Origin of the sequence: Desulfitobacterium nosdiversum (assembly GCF_049860565.1) — a bacterium.
Taxonomy (GTDB): domain Bacteria; phylum Bacillota; class Desulfitobacteriia; order Desulfitobacteriales; family Desulfitobacteriaceae; genus Desulfitobacterium_A; species Desulfitobacterium_A nosdiversum.
On record NZ_CP172056.1, the window covers coordinates 2088078 to 2106427 of the forward strand.

The window sequence follows — 18350 nt, forward strand, 5'->3', positions numbered from 1 at the left end:
AATGGCTTTAAAAGTTCCGCGTCATGAAATGCCCTGTCAAGAGCCTCAAGTTCGTGCTCACAACTTTGAAGAGGTCGCTCTTGGCTATACAACAGAAACAGCGGTTGAGGAAGCACAGCGGTGTCTGCAATGCAAAAAACCTCGCTGCCGTGAGGGTTGCCCTGTCAATGTTTTAATTCCTGATTTTATCGGTAAAGTGGCTGAGTCCGATTTCTTAGGCGCTGCCGAAGTACTCAAAGTAAAAAACTCTTTGCCTGCTGTCTGTGGTCGGGTATGCCCGCAGGAAACACAATGTGAATCGAAATGCGTCTTAGGGGTTAAAGGAGAATCAGTTGCAATTGGACGTCTTGAACGTTTTGTTGCTGATTATGAGCTGAAAAATGGTCAACCAAAGTTCGATAAACCGGAGGGTACCGGAAAAAAAGTTGCAGTTATCGGAGCGGGTCCATCGGGCTTGGCCTGTGCAGGAGATTTAGCTAAAGCCGGACATCAGGTTACGGTTTTTGAAGCCCTCCATGTTGCCGGCGGTGTTCTAATGTATGGTATTCCTGAATTCCGTCTTCCGAAGGATGTCGTGCAAACCGAGATCCGCAATCTCCAAGCGATGGGAGTAGAGATTCTGACGGATCAGGTCGTCGGTAAAGTGACCACTGTCCAGGAATTGATGGCAAATGGTTTCGATGCGGTCTTTATCGGAACGGGTGCAGGTCTGCCTCATTTTATGAACATCCCGGGAGAAAATCTAAACGGAGTATATTCTGCCAACGAGTTCTTGACCCGGACGAACCTGATGAAGGGCTATAAGTTCCCTGAATACTCCACTCCAGTCAAAGTCGGCAAACGTGTTGCTGTACTCGGAGCAGGCAATGTGGCGATGGATGCTGCACGCACATCTTTGCGTTTAGGCGCAGAGGAAGTCAATATTGTTTATCGCCGTTCTCGTGCGGAAATGCCAGCTCGTCATGAAGAGTTGGAGCATGCTGAAGAAGAGGGAATTAAGTTCCAATTGCTGACGAACCCTGTTTCCATTGAAGGCGATGAAAAAGGAAGTGTTCGCGCCTTAACCTGCCTGCGTTATGAGCTGGGTGAACCTGATGCATCCGGCCGCCGCGCTCCAATTGCTATTCCGGGTTCGGAATTTGAGATTCCGGTTGAAACTGTGGTTGTGGCGATTGGACAAGGGCCTAATCCGCTGGTTACAAAATCGACAGAAGGTCTCGAACTTAACAAGCGGGGGAATATTGTTGCCAAGGAAGAAACCTTGGAAACATCAATCCCAGGAGTATTTGCGGGCGGAGATATCGTGACAGGTGCGGCAACCGTAATCCTGGCTATGGGCGCAGGTAAAAAGGCTGCGGCAGCGATGGATAATTATCTGAAACAGAAATAAGCAGATTAGTTATGACAGTAATTAAATAGTACAGAATAGCAGTTTGTAACTTGTTTTAACGTAATCGAGGGATGACAAAAATGTCATCCCTCTTTGTATAAGATCAATTGCGCAAATTTACGATAATATATAAAGAAATGGTTTATACAAAGATTCAGTTCAGGTTTGAAAGGACAAATCATGGAAGAAAATAAAATAACGCCTAGATCAATTGATGAATATATTTTACAATTTTGATAAGCCGCTGCCTTTTAAAAAAGGCAGAACACAAAACGAAAAAATAAGATTTATCTCGAATGAGGGGAGTTTAGATCATGACAACTTACATAGCACTTCTTAGGGGTATTAATGTAGGTGGAAAAAATATTATTAAGATGGCTGACTTAAAAAGAGCATTTGAAGCAATTGGACTTCGTGAGGTGCAAACATATATTCAAAGCGGTAATGTACTATTCAAATCAAATCAAAAGGAGGAATTTCTGCAGAGGAAACTTGAAAGAAAAATTAAGGAGATTTTTGGGTTTTCAGTTACAGTAGTTTTAAGAACAGCTTCAGATTTGGAAAGGATTATTGAGAACTGTCCATTCTCGGAGGAGGAAGTAATTGATGCTATGTCATCATCAGAAGTCGAGAGTCAATATATTGCACTGTTGTCACATGCTCCTCTGGAAGAAAAGCTTGAATATTTAAATGCTTTTAAAAGTAAAAACGATGAATATAGAATCGTTGGATGCGATATATTTCTTTTATTCCGTCATAGTATCCGTGATTCAAAGCTTGCTAATAATCTTTATCAGTTGGATGTTCCAGTAACTGTGCGTAACTGGAAAACGATCAACAAGCTCGCTGAGTTAGCGCAAGTGATGGAAAAACAAACGGAATCTGTCCACGAGAATGAGGAATAATTATAATCAATTCCTCATTCTCTATTTAGTTCCAATTAAGGATTCTCCAGATAAAATCTCTGGTTGTAATCATGGCTTTCCTATACCCTTTGCTCCAGAGTCTTGTTTCATAATTGTAATTATCAAGGGGCTTATTTGCTTTAGCTTCAACGAATTGTAATATCTGTTTTAACTTATCAAATAATAAATCTGCATTCATATCTATCCTCCCCTAATTAAAATATGCAAGAGAGCTAGAGATGGTACAAGCTGTAGCTTTGGGTGGGGAATAATTTGTTATTCAATATTTAAAGAAATAAAGGAGTAATGGCCAATGAAATACGAATGGAAAAAGGAAGAGAAAAGTTTATATATGCCAAAACAAAAGCCTGAACTTGTAACAGTTCCGGAACAGAAATTCTTTATGATAAAGGGAATAGGAAATCCTAATAGTGAAGAATTCGCAGAAAAGATTGGAGTCCTTTATTCCTTAGCGTATGCTGTAAGAATGATGCCGAAGCAAGGATATACTCCGGAGGGATATTTTGAATATACAGTTTATCCACTTGAGGGAATATGGGACTTGACAGATGAAGGAAAAAGATTGAGTGTTCTGGATAAGAATGAACTGTTATATACGATTATGATACGACAACCTGATTTTACAACTGATGAAGTAGTGAAGAGAGCGTTTGAAAGTGTTAGAAAGAAGAAACCCCATCCATTATTAAATGAAGTAACTTTCGGTACATTTGAGGATGGTTTGTCTGTACAAATGCTTCATGTAGGTTCGTATGATAATGAACCCCAAACTTTTGAATTGATGAAGAAATTTATGATAGAAAATAATCTTGAAAGACTTTCCATGCGGCATCGAGAAATCTATCTTTCTGATGCCAGAAAAGTTGAACCAGCAAAGTTAAAAACTGTTTTAAGATGTCAAGTAAAGCCAGGATTATCCTGAATTAAATTACTTGAATAAGAATACGATATGTTCAAATGCAAAATAATACTCCTATGTGAATCTAGCTGGAAGAGTATAACTCAATAGAGTTCACGGGAGGTAGTTAAGTTGAAGATCTATCGCGTTAATATGACAAATCTCACGTTTGTTGAAGAAGAAGTTCCTGAAGAGTGGAAGATGCTTGGCGGACGAGGGTTAACTTCAGCCATTGTATCGAAAGAGGTTGAGCCAACCTGTCATCCCTTAGGAAGTAAAAACAAATTGGTTTTTGCTCCTGGCTTGCTTGCCGGAACTATGGCAGGAAATTCAGGAAGGCTGTCTGTTGGGGCAAAAAGTCCTTTAACTGGAGGAATCAAAGAGAGCAATGCCGGCGGAACAGCAGCTCAAAGACTGGCCAAGCTGGGCGTTAAGGCTTTGATTGTCGAGGGTATCCCGAAAGGCGATAAATGGTATACGCTTCATATTCATAAGGACGGAGTAGAAATTAAGGAAGAAAACGAACTTCTAGGCAAGGGCAATTATGAGATTATCCATACTCTTACGGCAAGATATGGTGAAAATACGGGAGTAATAACCATAGGTCAGGCAGGAGAGTATAAAATGTCTATGGCCAATATTTCGGTTAAAGATCCGAAAGGACATATCCGCAGTGCTGGGAGGGGCGGGCTTGGCGCTGTCATGGGCTCTAAAAGAATTAAATTTATCACACTTGACGATAATGACGGCGCAGGAATTACGATTCAGGATAAAGAGAAATTTAAGAATGCAGCTCAAATCTTTAATAAAGGATTGTTGAGCCACCCTGTAAGCGGCAATGCTTTGCCTAAATATGGAACGAATGTCCTGATGAACATTTTAAATGAAGCAGGAGGCCTTCCTACAAAGAATTTTCGGATGGGCCAATTTGAGAGTGCAGAAAAGATCAGCGGAGAAACAATGTACGATACAATTATGAGCAGAAAAGGTGACCCAACTCATGGCTGCCATGCAGGATGTATTATTCGCTGTTCTCAAACTTACAATGATAAGGACAATCGATATCTGACGTCTGGTTTCGAGTATGAAACAATATGGGGATTTGGAGCAGGGTGTACGGTTGATGATCTTGACATCATTGCTCATGTAGATAATATTTGCGATGATATTGGAATAGACACGATTGAAACTGCCGGAAGCATGATGATAGCTATGGAGGCGGGTATTGTCCCATGGGGAGATGGCCATGGGATCGTTAAATTACTCAAAGACGAGATTAGAGAAGGAACCTATTTAGGCCGAATTTTGGGCAATGGAGCAAGTTATGCCGGACAAGCCTTTGGGATAACGCGTATCCCTACTGTAAAGCGCCAAACAATGCCAGCCTATGATCCGAGAGCGGTAAAAGGGATTGGCGTAACCTATGCTACCACACCTATGGGTGCCGATCATACGGCGGGGTACTCTGTTGCTACAAACATTTTAAAAGTGGGCGGACACATTGATCCGTTATCAAAGGAAGGGCAGGTAGAGCTGTCAAAGAACCTGCAAATTGCTACGGCCGCCATCGACAGCGCAGGCCTTTGTGTTTTTACAGCCTTCGCTATAATGGACTATGAACCCGTTTCTCATGCTGTCATTGATATGATTAACGCTCAATACGGGACAAACTGGACGGTTAATGATTGGCTTAACCTAGGAAGATCTGTACTGAGAATGGAAAGAAATTTCAACATAGAAGCAGGCTTTTCAAGCAAGGATGATAGGCTGCCGGAATTTTTTGAAGAACCAGTCCCTCCGCATAACGCAATTTGGGACTTTAGCGGTGAAGAGCTCGATCAGGTTTTCGAATATTAAGTCCAGCGAGGAGGATAATCTGATGGAAGTTGATGTAAAGCTTTTCGGTGATCTGCGTGAAGGTCGGTTTGAACAGGAAAAGACCCAACTTGAGGAGAACAGCCGGGTGATTGATGTGATCAAAAAATGTAATCTGCCTTTAGAACATGTGGCTGTTTGTTTTGTTAACAACTGTCAGGCAGAATTCGGTCAGGTTTTAGAGGATGGAGATAGAATAGCCTTTTCACCGCCGGTTGGCGGAATGTGAGAATAGGCAAAAAGAGTAAACATATTGCGAATTATAAAGTGCGCTTCTACGACCTGGAAACGCACTTTCCCCTTCATATTTACCCCTTTAATTTTAATCTTTTATTCCTGCCTAAAAAAGTTGTTGATTTCTTGCTCAGAATGCGGCCCAACCAGTTTATCCTGGGGTTTGCCTTCTTTAAAAAGAATCATGGTTGGAAGATCGCTGACCTCATACAATTCCTGGACTTCCGGAACCTTATCGACATCGACATAATAGACTTCAACTTTATCGTCATAGTCAGCGGAAAGGTGATCGACTATTGACTGCGATTTTTGGCAGTCAGGACACTTAGAAGTCCCAAATTCAAGTACAACCGGAGTGGGACTTTTTAAAACGGCAGGTAATTTGCCCGAAGTTATTTCCTTAATCATTGACATACATCCTTTCTTGCTCATTGATCTTTAGTTTTCTCAGAAATGAAAAAAATAAAACTCCTTAAGAAGGTTTAAAAGGGCGGAAAAAGAGTAAATTTTAGAACATTTGTTATGTCACAGGAATTATTTCAGCTTAAAGAGAATAGTAACCATAAATAGATAGATAATGAGATAAAGAGGAGTGAAAGGGTTTGGCCAATTTACTGGATGGCAAAGCTATAGCTAAGGTTCTTAAAGAGGAAATTAAGGATGAAGTCTTAAAATGGAAATCTAAAGGAGTACAGCCTAAGCTCGCTGTGATTCTTGTAGGCGAAGACCCGGCCTCCGTTGTATATGCAAGATCAAAACAAAAAGTTAGCGAGAATTTAGGAATTAGTTTTGAACTTCATACACTTCCGTCCGATATTGCGGAAGGTGAACTTATTTCTTTAATTGAGCTGTTGAATGATAATGAGCAGATTCATGGCATCATGATCGAATTACCCCTTCCTAAACATATCTCCAAGGAGAGCGTGATGTCCGCTGTTCGATCGGACAAAGACGTGGATGGAGTGCATCCGATCAACCGCGGTTTTATTATGAGCGGTGAAGAAGGGCTTTTCCCGGCAACACCGCAAAGCTGTGTCGAAATCTTGCTCCGTTCGGGAGTTGAAATTGCGGGTAAGCATGTTGTTATTGTGGGTCGCGGGGAAACCGTCGGCAAGCCGCTTGTATTCCTTATTCTTAAGCATAATGCAACAGTTACGATTTGTCATTCCAAGACTCCTGATCTAGGCTCCTTTACCCGACAAGCGGATATTGTGGTTGCTGCAGTGGGCAAGGCTAACCTGATTAAGGAAGATATGGTTAAACCGGGAGTTATCGTCGTCGATGCAGGTATCAATGAAACTCCTGACGGGATTTGCGGGGATGTCGATTTTGAGGCAGTGAAGGAAAAGGCAAGCCTAATTTCTCCTGTTCCTGGCGGAGTGGGATCGTTAACAACAGCCCTTATTATGAAGAATGTTCTGAAAGGGCTTGATCTCCAAAGGAGGAATGTCTGATGACCGAACAAGATGTTTGGAAATGGACTACTGACGAATTCCTAGCTCAGGGAGCAAGTTCAGCACCTACACCAGGCGGGGGAAGTATCGCTGCTTACGTTGGCGCATTAGCTGCCTCTATGGTCTGTATGGTTGCGAATTTAACAGTAGGAAAAGAAAAATATAAGGATGTTGAGCCCCAAGTTAAAGAAATCCTGGGAAAAGCGCAACGTTTGATGAATGATTTAAAAACAGGACTGACTCAGGATATTGCGGAGTTTTCTAATTTTATGGCTGTACTCAAATTACCGAAAGACACAGAAGAGCAAAAAATAAAGCGTACGGAAAAGCTGCAGGAGGTTCTTATCTCCGCTACAGATACTCCTTTAGGAATTGCCCAAAATTGTTTTACAGTCATAAAGTTAGCTCAGGCGTTAGCTCCGATTGGCAATAAAGGAGCCATCAGTGATGTCGGCGTTGCTGCTTACTTAGGTGAAAGTGCTCTGAAGGCGGCTATGCTGAGCGCGGATATCAATTTGCCTCAGATTAAAAATGAAGAATATCAAGCGCAGGTCAAGATAGAACGCGAAAGGCTCTTTAAGGAAGCCGAAAAGATAAAAACGGAAACTGTTCAAGTTGTTCAAAGCCGATTGTAAGATTTTTAGTCCAACAAAAGGGGAATCCACTTATATGATTCTATCGAATCTTGAGGGTAAGGATAAACCAATGGCTCTAGCCGGTGAAATTACAGCGGTTATCGGAACAAGTGGAACGGTTTATAGAATTAACTCTAAGAAGTTAAAAATCCCCCAAAAACAGCCATGATTTTTAAGTGAATCGTGGCTGTTTAATATCGTTATAGTTTAATTAGTCAACAGCAATTTTAAAGAAATAAGTTACTCCGTGTTTTTGATCCCAAATTGCATGTACTGTATAAATGTATTCGCCTTTTTGGTTTGGAGTTATCAGGTCAAAGTTTTGTGGAGACTCAATCTTATTAAAAACAAAGGTATCGTCTAATTTTTGTGCCATCAAAATGTTTAATGTGTCTATTTTTTTAGCATACGAGAAGTTAAGTTTAAGTACCTCGCCTGCTTTGACCTCAATCGGTTTAGTATTTTTATATAAAACTAGCAGATCTTCCCCTTTACTCATTTCTTCGCCTTTTTCGTTACCCCATACAGAACCGCTAATTGATGTTTCAAAACTTTCACCATTATATTGCACATTCATAGAGGGGTAAGTATTTGGAAGCTTGGAAAACTTAAAATTAGAAGAACTCACAAAAAATATAACAATCAAAAATAGTAAAATGAAATATCGTTTTTTCATATTCTCCTCCACTTCTTTTATTAAGAAAAAAGTATTATTATGTTGTCATACTATTAATTATCTTTCGACTTAAATACAAGACTGCTTTTTCATAATCCGTTTTAAATACTCATGTATTGGTTCTTTATCATTTCAATATTCTTATTCCTATTTCCTCCAGTCTATTGCTATCATTTTTTAATACTAACTACAGCAAAAACAGCAGATTTAAATATCTGCTGTTTTTGCTGTCTAGCTTACTTTTTAAGTTCTTGCATGTTGATAAATAAGGAGCTTTTCGTTAAATTGCATATGTAATTTGTGGATTCTGTCAATGGCTTAGTCCTATTTTCTTTGCTACACTAAATTTACAGCAACAAAGCAATTAAATTAAATTTCATTTTCAAGGAAAAAGAAAGATATTAAAAATAAAAGGAGAGATCATTTTGGCTGGACTTGTCTTTAAAAATGTAGTGAAGAAATTCGATAAAAATGTCGTCGTTCATGATTTTAACCTTGAAATTAAGGATAAAGAATTCTTGGTCTTTGTAGGACCTTCGGGCTGCGGTAAAACGACAACGCTTCGGATGATTGCCGGGCTTGAAGAAATCAGCAGCGGTGAACTATATATTGGTGACCAGCTGGTTAATCATGTTCCTCCTAAAGATCGGGATATCGCCATGGTTTTTCAGAGTTATGCGCTTTATCCGCATATGACGGTTTATCAAAATATGGCTTTTGGGCTCGAGCTAAGAAAGATTCCGAAAGGCGAAATTGATAAACGAGTTAAGGATGCAGCTAAAATTTTAGATATTGAGCATTTATTGGATCGTAAGCCAAAAGCCCTTTCGGGAGGTCAACGGCAGAGAGTTGCCTTAGGACGAGCTATTGTGCGTGAACCTAAAGTCTTTTTGATGGATGAGCCTCTTTCCAACTTAGATGCTAAATTACGCGTGCAAATGCGGGCTGAAATCTCGAAACTGCGCCACCGTCTGCAAACAACGATGGTTTATGTTACGCATGACCAAACGGAAGCCATGACGATGGGTGATCGAATTGTTGTTATGAAAGATGGACGGATTCAGCAGGTAGATACCCCGATGAACTTATATAATCATCCGCGGAATATGTTTGTTGCTGGATTTATCGGATCTCCATCGATGAATTTCCTAAGAGTTCGGCTTGTGGAGGAAGAGGGGCAGCTTAAAGTTATCGGTTCTGATTTTTCCCTTCCGCCCATTCCTGAAAGAAGAGAGGCTCTAGCACAGTATATCGGTAAAGAAATCATTCTGGGCATTCGGCCTGAGGCAATTCATGATGATGTGGCATTCCTTGAAGCACACCTAGATTGGACAGTGAATGTTAAGGTTGATGTGGTTGAACCGATGGGTTCTGAGAATTATGTTTATTTCACTTTAGACGGCGAAAACGTTATCGCCCGAGTGGGTGCAAATAGTACAGCTAAAGTGCTGCAGCAACATAAAATTGCTTTTGATATGAGCTTAGCACGTTACTTTGATGCTGAAACTCAAGAAGTAATCCATCGTCCAGACTATAAACCAAACTATTGATATAGGCGTTATTTCTCGCTCGATCGGGGAATCTGCTTTCAAAAAGGAGCGGGTTCCCCTAAGCTTTACACCGTTTAAAAGCATGATAGAATGAATAAGAAAGAATTGGAACGGTGGTGGGAACGAGAATGACTGAAATTCAGCCTATGAAAGCTGAAGAGGACCTTTTGCAGGAACTGGCGAAGCAAATAACTCAGAAAACAGGGTTAATCATTTTGTGTAAGCAGGAGATAACTGCTGAAAGAGGAAAACTCGTTCCTTTTCAGGTTAAAGTTTCAGGAAATAACAATGATCCTGCTTTGTATTTAGCATGGACAAAGCCTGCCGAACCCGACAGCATGACCCTAAAACTTTTAGAGGTATTGGCTTTGGAGATGTATAAGGACTTGGTCTCTCAAACTTGGATGAACCCGGCTCAGGAGCTATGGACCTGGGAAAGGCTAATGGAAAAAGGAGTGAAAGAGCAGTGGGATAAGGCGGAATTTACAAGACGAGCATCGTTATATCAGCTGCCTATTCTTGAACCAGGATTTCCGGCTTATGTTCAATGCACACCTTGGCACCCAAAAGTTCAGCAAGTATTATCCAATCTTTATCCTCATGCTCAGGTAAGCTGGTGCTATGAACAGGGCCTTTTGCTTTGGATTCCTATCCAGGCCTTAAGCCTGTCAGATCATAGGCTGAAAGCTCAGGGGGAGGAAATAATTCAGGAGGTTTATTCTCTCTTGGCTGATGAGCTAGGTGTTTCGACAGTAGTACTTATTGGAGAGCCCGCTCAGAACAATTTATGGGAGGGTTATCTTGAAGTTAAAGCGCTGGCCAAACTTCATGCCCGCTTTTTTGCAGGAGCCCCTGGATTGACTTCGTGGAAGACAGGTTTTTCAGCGTTGTATAGTACATTACAGAAGTCAACGGCAGAGCAGTATATAGAGAAGCTGTTAGGTGTTTTATCGGATGAGCTTCTTGAAACACTCATTGAATTTCTTGAACATGATTTAAGCATCAGCGATACAGCAAAGGCGCTTTTTATTCATCGTAACACGTTAACCTATCGAATTGACCGAATCACAGAGCTGACAGGTCATAATCCCAGGCAGCTCACGGGAGCTGTGTACTTTTTTCTTGCGATATGGTTAAAAAAGCATATGCGCTATTAGACGAAGCAGAGAACGAGAATAGGTTCGTGAGAAAAGAAAGAGAAAGGCAGGACAAAAATAGATGGTTCATTCTCGTTTACAAGGATGTTTACCTCGCCTCAGAGGGATACTCCCATCGTTAACCTCGGCCGAAGGGCGAGTTGCAAACTATATCCTGGAAAATTCCCAGCAAATTATTCATCTCTCGATTACAGAACTTGCGGAATTGGCTCAATGTGCCGAAGCAACGATTTTTCGCTTATGCAAGCGCTTAGGCTACGGAGGTTATCAGGCTTTTAAAATTTCTTTAGCCAGTGAGTTGGTTGAGCCTTTAGCAAATATTCATCAGGAAATTACCCAAAAGGATAGTTTATCCACAATTGCGGCAAAAGTATTTCACTCAAATATTGAGGCACTGCAGGATACGCTTAAGCTCATTCATGAAGAAAGTCTGGAAAAAGCGGTAAAAGCACTCCATGAGGCTGAACGAATTGAATTTTATGGTCTCGGAGGTTCGGCTCCTGTAGCCATGGATGCTTATCATAAATTTGTGCGCGTGGGAATCCCTTGTATCGCTCTAACCGACCCTCACTTGCAAGTGATTTCGGCACGACTCCTCAGCCCGAAAGGGGTTGCTTTTGGAATCAGTCATTCCGGGAGCAACAAGGATATCGTTGAGTCCTTGAAAGCAGCTAGGGAGGCAGGTGCCTTGACGATTTGCCTAACCAACTATCCCAAAGCGCCGGTAACCAAGGTGAGCGATATTTGCCTGATTTCCTCAAGCAGAGAATCACATTTTCGCAGTGAAGCAATGTCTTCTCGGATTGCGCAATTAAGCATAATTGATACTTTGTTTGTTGGGGTCTCTTTATTAAGACAGGATATGGTTCTTGATAACCTTCAGAAGATCAGGGAAGTGATTTCTCGAAAAAGATTTTAGAAAGCAATTTTATAAATAATTTGATAAGCTTTCGTAAAGTTAAAACCTAAGCCCAAAGTTTCTGCAGAGGGCTTTTAATATGAGACTTTTGAAAATAATTTTGAAATAGTTATGTAATAGAGAAAATTTTTATCATAAGGGGACAGGAGAATGGAACGGGAATGGATATTAAGCGTCGATGTTGGGACCTCAAGCGTTAAAGCGGCTATTTTCAATGACCAGGCAGAGCTGGTAGCAGAGCAAAGCTGCGGATACCCTCTTGTTCAACCTCATCCAGGCTGGGTTGAACAGGATCCAAAAGACGTGCTTCAGGCCTTCAAAGAAGCGATTCGGGAAGTACTCAACCAAGTCGATCAAAAGCCAAAAGTTCTGGTTCTAAGTACAGCAATGCATGCCCTTATGGGTCTTGATGATCAAGAACAGCCTCTAACACGTTTTCTTACCTGGGCAGATCAAAGAGCTCAAAAGTGGGCTAGCCAGTTAAGAGCTGAGCAAAAGGGACTGGAGATTTATCAAAGAACAGGAACTCCGATTCACGCAATGTCTTCCCTTTTAAAGTTAACTTGGTTTCGGGAAAGTCAGCCGGAGCTTTTTAAGCAAGTTAAACTTTGGGTAGATTTAAAAGCCTATCTCATCCATGCACTTGTCGGTGAATGGCTAATTGATGAGTCTTTAGCCTCGGCTACAGGGCTTTATAATCTAAAGAATCGGATGTGGGATGAAGAGGCGCTCGCTTGGTGCGGAGTTACTCAAGCACAGCTTCCTCGTCTTGTTAAAACCACGGATTGTGTCGGCGTTATTGGCCGAGACCTCGCTCAAAGACTAGGTCTTCCTGAGAATACGAGAATAATAGCCGGAGCAAGTGACGGAGCTTTGGCAAACTTAGGGGTAGGGGCGGTAGTTCCCGGTTCGCTTGCTCTTTCAATCGGCACAAGCGGTGCAGCCCGCCAAATGGTTAGAAAGCCGCAGCTTGATCCTCAAGGCCGTCTCTTTTGTTATGTAGTGGATCATGACCATTATATTATCGGCGGACCGATTAATAACGGCGGGATTCTGCTGCGTTGGCTGGAATCTCTTTTTGCTCCTGAGATTAAGACAAATCGGGAACTGGCCTCGTCGCCTGAGCAAACCCAAAATTTTTATGAAGTATTAAACAAAGAAGTAAGTGCTGTTGCTCCAGGCTCAGATGGGTTATTCTGTTTACCCTATCTTACAGGAGAACGCGCGCCGTTATGGCGTGAAGATGTTTCAGGCAGCTTTTGGGGATTAAGGCTGACCCATACGCGCGGTCATTTAATGCGGGCAGTTTTGGAAGGAATCAGCTATCAGCTAAATTCAGTCGTTAAGCTTTTGGAAGGTCTGGCCGGACCTGCCCATGAAATTCGTGCGACGGGTGGCTTTATTCAATCCAAGGTCTGGGCAGAGATTCTTACCGATATTTTAGGAAGTCCCCTGGGAATACCGAAGCATACCCAGGGATCTGCTTTAGGCGGGGCATTCTTGGCATGGTATGCTCTTGGACAGATACAATCGCTCGAGGACTGTGCCAAGCTTATTCCAGTAACCGAGGTTAAAAAACCAAACCCTGCTTACAAGAAACGTTATCAGTCGGGTTATGCGCTTTTTAAGGATTTAATTCATCTTGGAGAGACTCAGTTCGAGAAACTTAATGAATTTGCTAAGGGAGGCTGTAACAAATGACGAACCGATTGAATCACCTTCCTCCTTTTCAGCGTGCCATTGCCAAGGCTCATCTTTGCTCTGCGGGTGCGCGCTATGAAGATCTTGACAAACCTATTATTGCGGTAGTTAATACCTGGAATGAAATCGTTCCGGGCCATTCTCCTCTGCGTGAACTAGCCGAGCATGTTAAACGGGGAATTTATCAAGCAGGGGGTACACCCCTGGAATTTAATACAATTGCGATTTGTGATGGAATTACCCAAGGACATTGCGGAATGAACTATGTTTTACCCAGCCGTGAGCTTATCGCGGATTCTGTGGAAACCATGATTAACAGCCATGGGATTTTTGACGGCATGGTTCTTATGGGCTCCTGTGATAAGATCGTGCCGGCTCTGCTCATGGCGGCTGCGCGTTTAAACTTACCGAGTATCATGTTAACCGCAGGCCCAAACATTCCGGAAATTAAACCGCATGAATCAAAAGCGGCTCGGCAGAAATTTATGCGCGGGGAAATCGATGAAAAGACATTAGTTGAGGAAACGCTCCGCTATTATCCCGGTCCGGGTATTTGCCCTTATTTAGGCACAGCAAACACAATGGGGATATTGACTGAGGCTTTGGGGTTAGCTTTACCGGGAAATGGGCTGGCTCCTGCTCAAAGTTCGCTGCGCTTCAAGATAGCGGAAGAGAGCGGGATTCGCGCCGTTCAGATGGTTAAAGAAGAATTACTGCCCCGAAAGATATTGACCAAAGAAGCCTTTGAAAATGCAATTCGCGTTTTGCTGGCCATCGGCGGATCATTGAACGGGGTCTTGCATCTACTTGCTTTGGCAAAAGAAGTGGGTGTGGAACTTTCCTTGAAGGATTTTGATCTTCTGAGCCGTTCGACTCCATTGCTTACAGCTGTCGTTCCAAATGATCAAGAACATACGGTGATTGATATTTTTCGAGCAGGCGGGGCGCCTGCTGTCATGAAACGTTTGGAAACGCTGCTGAACACGGACCAGATGACGGTAACGGGAAAGACAATGAAGGATAATCTGAGCCAAGTCACGACAATTGGAGAGTTAATCCATTCACTGGACAATCCTCTTCAGACTGAAGGAGGACTGGTTGTTCTTCATGGAAACCTAGCTCCCGACGGAGCATTATTAAAACGCTCTGCCATCGCCGGAGAAGAAACATTAATTAAGGGAAGGGCAAGAGTGTTTAATTCCGAGGAAGAGTGTCTTGCAGCTGAAAAAGTTGATACTGATGAGATTCTTGTCGTTCGTTATGAAGGACCGGCAGGAGGGCCGGGGATGAGAGAGCTCCACCGCGTCACCGAATTTTTGCAGGTTCGAGGCGGCAAAGCGATCCTAACCGACGGAAGATTTTCGGGAGCATCAGGCGGGGTATCTGTCGGTTATATATCACCGGAAGCAGCTGCTGGTGGAATCATCGGGTTAGTTGAAGATGGAGATATTATTTTGATTGATATGGAGAAGCGTGAACTTCAGCTTCAGGTTTCCTCTGAAATCCTTAAAGAACGCCGGGCAAAATTTCTTCCCCTTGAAAAGCAAGCTTCACCTTATTTAAAGAGTTATGCTCATAAAGTTTCTTCTGCAAATTTAGGGGCTATCTTCAAGGAACAGTAAAGAGTGATGCAAAGAAATTTATTTTATAAATAAGACAAAACCAAGCTTTTGTAAAAATTTAATACTTTGTCATAAATATTGAATATATTTTCATGAATATCATATAAGCAAGAAATTTTTTTTCATAACAGCAGGATAATGAAAAATATTGCCGAAGTATTCTGTATGCAAATTGCAAATCTACATACCAATAGGAGGGGAAGTCGTGTATAAACCAAGAAAATTCTTGAGAGGAGTTGCGGTGGTTTTGAGCCTGGCCATGAGCTTAGGTCTAGCCGCAGGCTGTGGAAACAGTCAAGCCTCCAAGACAACATCCTCAGACAAGCCGTATGCTGGTACCCAACTCCGCGTAGTCTTTGCAAACCATCCCTGGTCGGATGCCTTAAAAGCTCAGCTCCCCGAGTTTGAGCAAAAAACAGGAATCAAAGTGAATGCTGAAAATTATTTTGAAGATCAGCTTACTCAAAAATTGACGGTAGAATTGACTTCTGGTTCAACAACAATTGATGCCTTTATGTTCCGTCCGCTCCAAGAAGGTAAACTTTTTGCAACAAACGGTTGGCTCAATGATATCAACAGTTATGCACAGAAGGATACCGCATGGAATTTAGGAGACTTTAACAAAGGTGCAATCGGCACTGTAACCATGAATCAAAAACTTTACGGTATACCGATCGTAACTGAGCGGGAGATTATGTATTATCGTAAAGATATTCTCCAAGAAAACAATATTCCTGTACCGAAAACGCTGGATGAGCTTGTTGCGGCAGCAAAAAAATTGAATAATCCTGACAAGGGAATTTACGGCTTTGTTGCTCGCGGTCAACGTTCACCTGCTGTCACTCAGTTTTCAAGTTTTCTCTACAGCAATGGCGGAGATTTCGCTAAAGACGGCAAAGCTTCGATCAATACACCGGAAGCGATCAAAGCTTATCAAACATATGGTGATTTGCTTCGTTCTTATGGACCTCCCGGAACTTTGAATATGGCTTGGCCGCAAGCTTTTGCAGTTTTCCAACAAGGAAAGGCTGTTTTCCTCACTGATGCTGACAGTCTTTATACAAACCTAACGGATCCTAAAAAATCCACAGTATCCGATAAAGTGGGCTTTGCTCAATTCCCTGCAGGCACTGCAGGCTCCAAACCTTATAATATTACGTCTTGGGCGTTAGGAATGAATGCGAAGTCGAAAAATCAAGAAGCTACATGGGAATTCATTAAATGGGCAACGAGCAAAGAACAAGTTCTTAAGATGCAGCAAGCCGGTAATCCAGGTGCGCGTGAGTCCGTTTGGAATGACCCTGAGGGGTTGAAAAACTTCCCGAAAGAATATGCCGATACGGTTAAGGCTTCAATGAAAGATTCCGTTGATCATGACCGCCCGGTGGTTATCGATATCGGACCGGCTCGTGATGCTGTCGGTGGCGCAATTCAAGCTGCTATTCAAGGTCAAGATGTTACAGCCGCCGCTAATGCAGGAAATACAGCTCTGCAAGCGATTATTGATAAGGAAAAGAAATAAACACTATAATTTCATGAACGAGCCTTCCGTTCTTGCGGAAGGCTCGGCTCCTATAATGTACATAGCAAGGGGGGTCACCATGTTTAGTCGTTGGCTCGAGCGAAATATTAAATATATTTTCCCGCTACCTGCGGTTTTGTTTGTTTTGATCATGATGGTGTTTCCAATTGCTTATACCCTCAGGTTGAGCTTTTTTGATTGGAGTATGTCCTCTTTGGTCCCCCCGCAATGGGTTGGAATAAGCAATTATAAATCATTGCTGTTTAGTGATCCGCGATTCTGGCCATCAATTTCTCGTACCTTTGTCTTTACGATTGCGGCGGTTCTTGTGGAAACTGTACTGGGTATTATTATTGCTCTGTTCTTTAATCAAGATTTTAAAGGTAAAAATGTCCTGAAGACGCTGTTTTTGCTTCCGATGATTGCTACGCCAGTTGCAATCGGACTCGTCTGGATGCTTATTTATGAACCGAATATCGGCTTTGCTAATAAAGTTTTAAGCGTATTTCATATTTCTCCCCAGCTTTGGCTGGCTTCGCCCAAGCAAGTTATGGCATCTCTTATTATTGTTGATGTTTGGCAATGGACTCCAATGGTTGCTTTAATCGTCCTTGCCGGTTTAACCTCTTTGCCGACTGAGCCCTATGAAGCGGCTTTAGTCGATGGCGCGACGCGTTGGCAAATGCTCACACGGATAACGCTGCCGCTTTTAAAACCGACTATTCTGGTTGCAGTGCTCCTTCGCTCGATTGATGCGTTGAAAACCTTTGATATTATCTATTCAATGACCGGAGGAGGACCCGATTTTCATTCGGAAACCATTAATATTTATAGCTTTGTCCAAGGATTTTCCTATTTTAAACTGGGCATGACATCTGCACTTCTGATGATCTTCTTTGTTCTTGTTTTGGCAATGAGTATGATTCTGGTTTCGATTCGCAAAGGAGGAGAGGCATAATGATGCGACAAACGAAAGATTACGCTAAATATCTCCAGCGGTTGCTTCTGGTCGCTGTCGTATTAGCATTTTTGTTTCCATTCTTTTGGATGCTTTTAGCCTCCTTCAAAACGCAGCAGCAAATTATGTCTACGCAAAATGTGCTCGTTTTTTCACCCACCTTTCAGAACTATGCCGATGTTTTTGAACAATATGATTTTCTTAAGTTTATCATGAACAGCTTTATTATTGCTGTAGGCTCTACGCTCCTCTCCCTGGTTCTAGGACTGCCTGCAGCCTATTCAATTGCACGTTATCATCAAAATAAGCTCGGGTTAACAATTTTAGTTGCTCGGATTGTACCGGGGATAACCTTTTTAATTCCTTGGTATATTCTTTTTACAAAGCTTCACCTTGTGGACAGTTACACATCGATGATCTTAAGCCATATGCTCGTTGGCTTACCGTATATTGTTTGGATTATGGTTCCATACTTTGAAAATATTCCGATAGAACTTGAAGAATCAGCACGAGTCGACGGCTGTACCATCCAAGAGGCTTTCTTTAGGATTGTTCTCCCGATATCCGGGCCTGGAATTATTACGGCCTCCATTTTCTCCTTCGTTTTTTCCTGGAATAACTTTATGTTTTCTTTGGTCTTATCAGGGGATAAGACGAAAACACTGCCTATTGCCGTATATTCTTTCCTCTCCTATTCTGAGATTAACTGGGGCGGCTTAATGGCTGCAGCAGTTGTTATTACTCTTCCTGTTCTGATTCTTGCCCTCCTGTCTCAAAAATATATTATCAATGGCTTGACAGCAGGAGCTGTAAAAGGCTAAAAGGAGGATGGG

At 42.1% G+C, this 18350-nt stretch carries 19 protein-coding genes; 16 read left to right on the plus strand and 3 right to left on the minus strand.

The window, feature by feature from the left end; genetic code table 11:
• Position 1 precedes the first annotated feature (1 nt).
• On the plus strand, positions 2 to 1390 hold the full coding sequence (gene gltA, locus ACHOLT_RS09985; protein WP_425807724.1) for an NADPH-dependent glutamate synthase: 1389 nt from the start codon (positions 2 to 4) through the stop codon (positions 1388 to 1390).
• Positions 1391 to 1704: 314 nt separating this feature from the next.
• The gene (locus ACHOLT_RS09990) at positions 1705 to 2295 is read left to right on the plus strand and encodes a DUF1697 domain-containing protein (RefSeq protein ID WP_425807726.1); all 591 of its coding nucleotides are present in this window, start codon (positions 1705 to 1707) and stop codon (positions 2293 to 2295) included.
• Between the two features lie 25 nt (positions 2296 to 2320).
• On the opposite strand, the gene ACHOLT_RS09995 is transcribed toward ACHOLT_RS09990, so the two are convergent.
• Complete coding sequence (locus ACHOLT_RS09995) at positions 2321 to 2494, minus strand: hypothetical protein (RefSeq protein WP_425807727.1); 174 nt, start codon at positions 2492 to 2494, stop codon at positions 2321 to 2323.
• 114 nt (positions 2495 to 2608) lie between these two features.
• On the opposite strand from ACHOLT_RS09995, the gene ACHOLT_RS10000 reads away from it, so the two are divergent.
• The 3 genes from ACHOLT_RS10000 (at position 2609) to ACHOLT_RS10010 (ending at position 5318) form a co-directional block, all read left to right on the plus strand.
• Complete coding sequence (locus ACHOLT_RS10000; RefSeq protein ID WP_425807730.1) at positions 2609 to 3238, plus strand: GyrI-like domain-containing protein; 630 nt, start codon at positions 2609 to 2611, stop codon at positions 3236 to 3238.
• Positions 3239 to 3346: 108 nt separating this feature from the next.
• Positions 3347 to 5071 carry an aldehyde ferredoxin oxidoreductase family protein gene (locus ACHOLT_RS10005; protein ID WP_425807733.1) on the plus strand — a complete coding sequence of 575 codons (1725 nt, stop codon included), beginning with the start codon at positions 3347 to 3349 and terminating at the stop codon, positions 5069 to 5071.
• A 22-nt stretch (positions 5072 to 5093) separates the two neighbouring features.
• Entirely contained in the window at positions 5094 to 5318 is a 225-nt protein-coding gene (locus tag ACHOLT_RS10010) for a MoaD/ThiS family protein (protein WP_425807736.1), read from the plus strand.
• Between the two features lie 101 nt (positions 5319 to 5419).
• On the opposite strand, the gene ACHOLT_RS10015 is transcribed toward ACHOLT_RS10010, so the two are convergent.
• On the minus strand, positions 5420 to 5755 hold the full coding sequence (locus ACHOLT_RS10015; protein ID WP_425807739.1) for a thioredoxin family protein: 336 nt from the start codon (positions 5753 to 5755) through the stop codon (positions 5420 to 5422).
• A gap of 170 nt (positions 5756 to 5925) precedes the next feature.
• On the opposite strand from ACHOLT_RS10015, the gene ACHOLT_RS10020 reads away from it, so the two are divergent.
• From ACHOLT_RS10020 to ACHOLT_RS10030, 3 genes are read left to right on the plus strand one after another with little or no spacing between them, the layout of a single operon-like run.
• Positions 5926 to 6777: a bifunctional 5,10-methylenetetrahydrofolate dehydrogenase/5,10-methenyltetrahydrofolate cyclohydrolase gene (locus ACHOLT_RS10020; protein WP_425807741.1), complete on the plus strand. Its 852-nt coding sequence runs from the start codon at positions 5926 to 5928 to the stop codon at positions 6775 to 6777.
• On the plus strand, positions 6777 to 7412 hold the full coding sequence (locus tag ACHOLT_RS10025) for a cyclodeaminase/cyclohydrolase family protein (protein ID WP_425807744.1): 636 nt from the start codon (positions 6777 to 6779) through the stop codon (positions 7410 to 7412). The genes ACHOLT_RS10020 and ACHOLT_RS10025 overlap by 1 nt, the downstream gene beginning before the upstream one ends.
• 34 nt (positions 7413 to 7446) lie before the next feature.
• Positions 7447 to 7581, plus strand: coding sequence for a hypothetical protein (locus ACHOLT_RS10030; RefSeq protein WP_425807747.1), 135 nt, complete (start codon positions 7447 to 7449; stop codon positions 7579 to 7581).
• A gap of 42 nt (positions 7582 to 7623) precedes the next feature.
• Here the strand turns inward: ACHOLT_RS10030 and ACHOLT_RS10035 are convergent, their stop codons facing one another.
• Positions 7624 to 8088 (minus strand): hypothetical protein, encoded by a 465-nt coding sequence (locus ACHOLT_RS10035; RefSeq protein WP_425807749.1) that lies wholly within the window; start codon positions 8086 to 8088, stop codon positions 7624 to 7626.
• A 425-nt stretch (positions 8089 to 8513) separates the two neighbouring features.
• Here ACHOLT_RS10035 and ACHOLT_RS10040 point away from each other — a divergent pair, with 425 nt between their 5' ends.
• The 8 genes from ACHOLT_RS10040 to ACHOLT_RS10075 all read left to right on the plus strand — a co-directional run bounded on the left by ACHOLT_RS10040 (position 8514) and on the right by ACHOLT_RS10075 (position 18338).
• The gene (locus tag ACHOLT_RS10040; RefSeq protein ID WP_425807752.1) at positions 8514 to 9638 is read left to right on the plus strand and encodes an ABC transporter ATP-binding protein; all 1125 of its coding nucleotides are present in this window, start codon (positions 8514 to 8516) and stop codon (positions 9636 to 9638) included.
• A gap of 128 nt (positions 9639 to 9766) precedes the next feature.
• Complete coding sequence (locus ACHOLT_RS10045; protein ID WP_425807755.1) at positions 9767 to 10795, plus strand: PucR family transcriptional regulator; 1029 nt, start codon at positions 9767 to 9769, stop codon at positions 10793 to 10795.
• Between the two features lie 61 nt (positions 10796 to 10856).
• Positions 10857 to 11714 carry a MurR/RpiR family transcriptional regulator gene (locus tag ACHOLT_RS10050; RefSeq protein WP_425807758.1) on the plus strand — a complete coding sequence of 286 codons (858 nt, stop codon included), beginning with the start codon at positions 10857 to 10859 and terminating at the stop codon, positions 11712 to 11714.
• Positions 11715 to 11864: 150 nt separating this feature from the next.
• Positions 11865 to 13415, plus strand: a complete 1551-nt coding sequence (locus tag ACHOLT_RS10055; RefSeq protein ID WP_425807761.1) for a gluconokinase — start codon at positions 11865 to 11867, stop codon at positions 13413 to 13415.
• Positions 13412 to 15037, plus strand: a complete 1626-nt coding sequence (gene ilvD / locus ACHOLT_RS10060; RefSeq protein WP_425807764.1) for a dihydroxy-acid dehydratase — start codon at positions 13412 to 13414, stop codon at positions 15035 to 15037. The genes ACHOLT_RS10055 and ilvD overlap by 4 nt, the downstream gene beginning before the upstream one ends.
• 205 nt (positions 15038 to 15242) lie before the next feature.
• Positions 15243 to 16559, plus strand: a complete 1317-nt coding sequence (locus ACHOLT_RS10065; protein WP_425807767.1) for an ABC transporter substrate-binding protein — start codon at positions 15243 to 15245, stop codon at positions 16557 to 16559.
• A gap of 79 nt (positions 16560 to 16638) precedes the next feature.
• Complete coding sequence (locus ACHOLT_RS10070) at positions 16639 to 17517, plus strand: carbohydrate ABC transporter permease (protein ID WP_425807770.1); 879 nt, start codon at positions 16639 to 16641, stop codon at positions 17515 to 17517.
• The gene (locus tag ACHOLT_RS10075; RefSeq protein ID WP_425807773.1) at positions 17517 to 18338 is read left to right on the plus strand and encodes a carbohydrate ABC transporter permease; all 822 of its coding nucleotides are present in this window, start codon (positions 17517 to 17519) and stop codon (positions 18336 to 18338) included. Before ACHOLT_RS10070 ends, ACHOLT_RS10075 begins: the two co-directional genes overlap by 1 nt.
• The last annotated feature ends 12 nt before the right edge of the window (positions 18339 to 18350 follow it).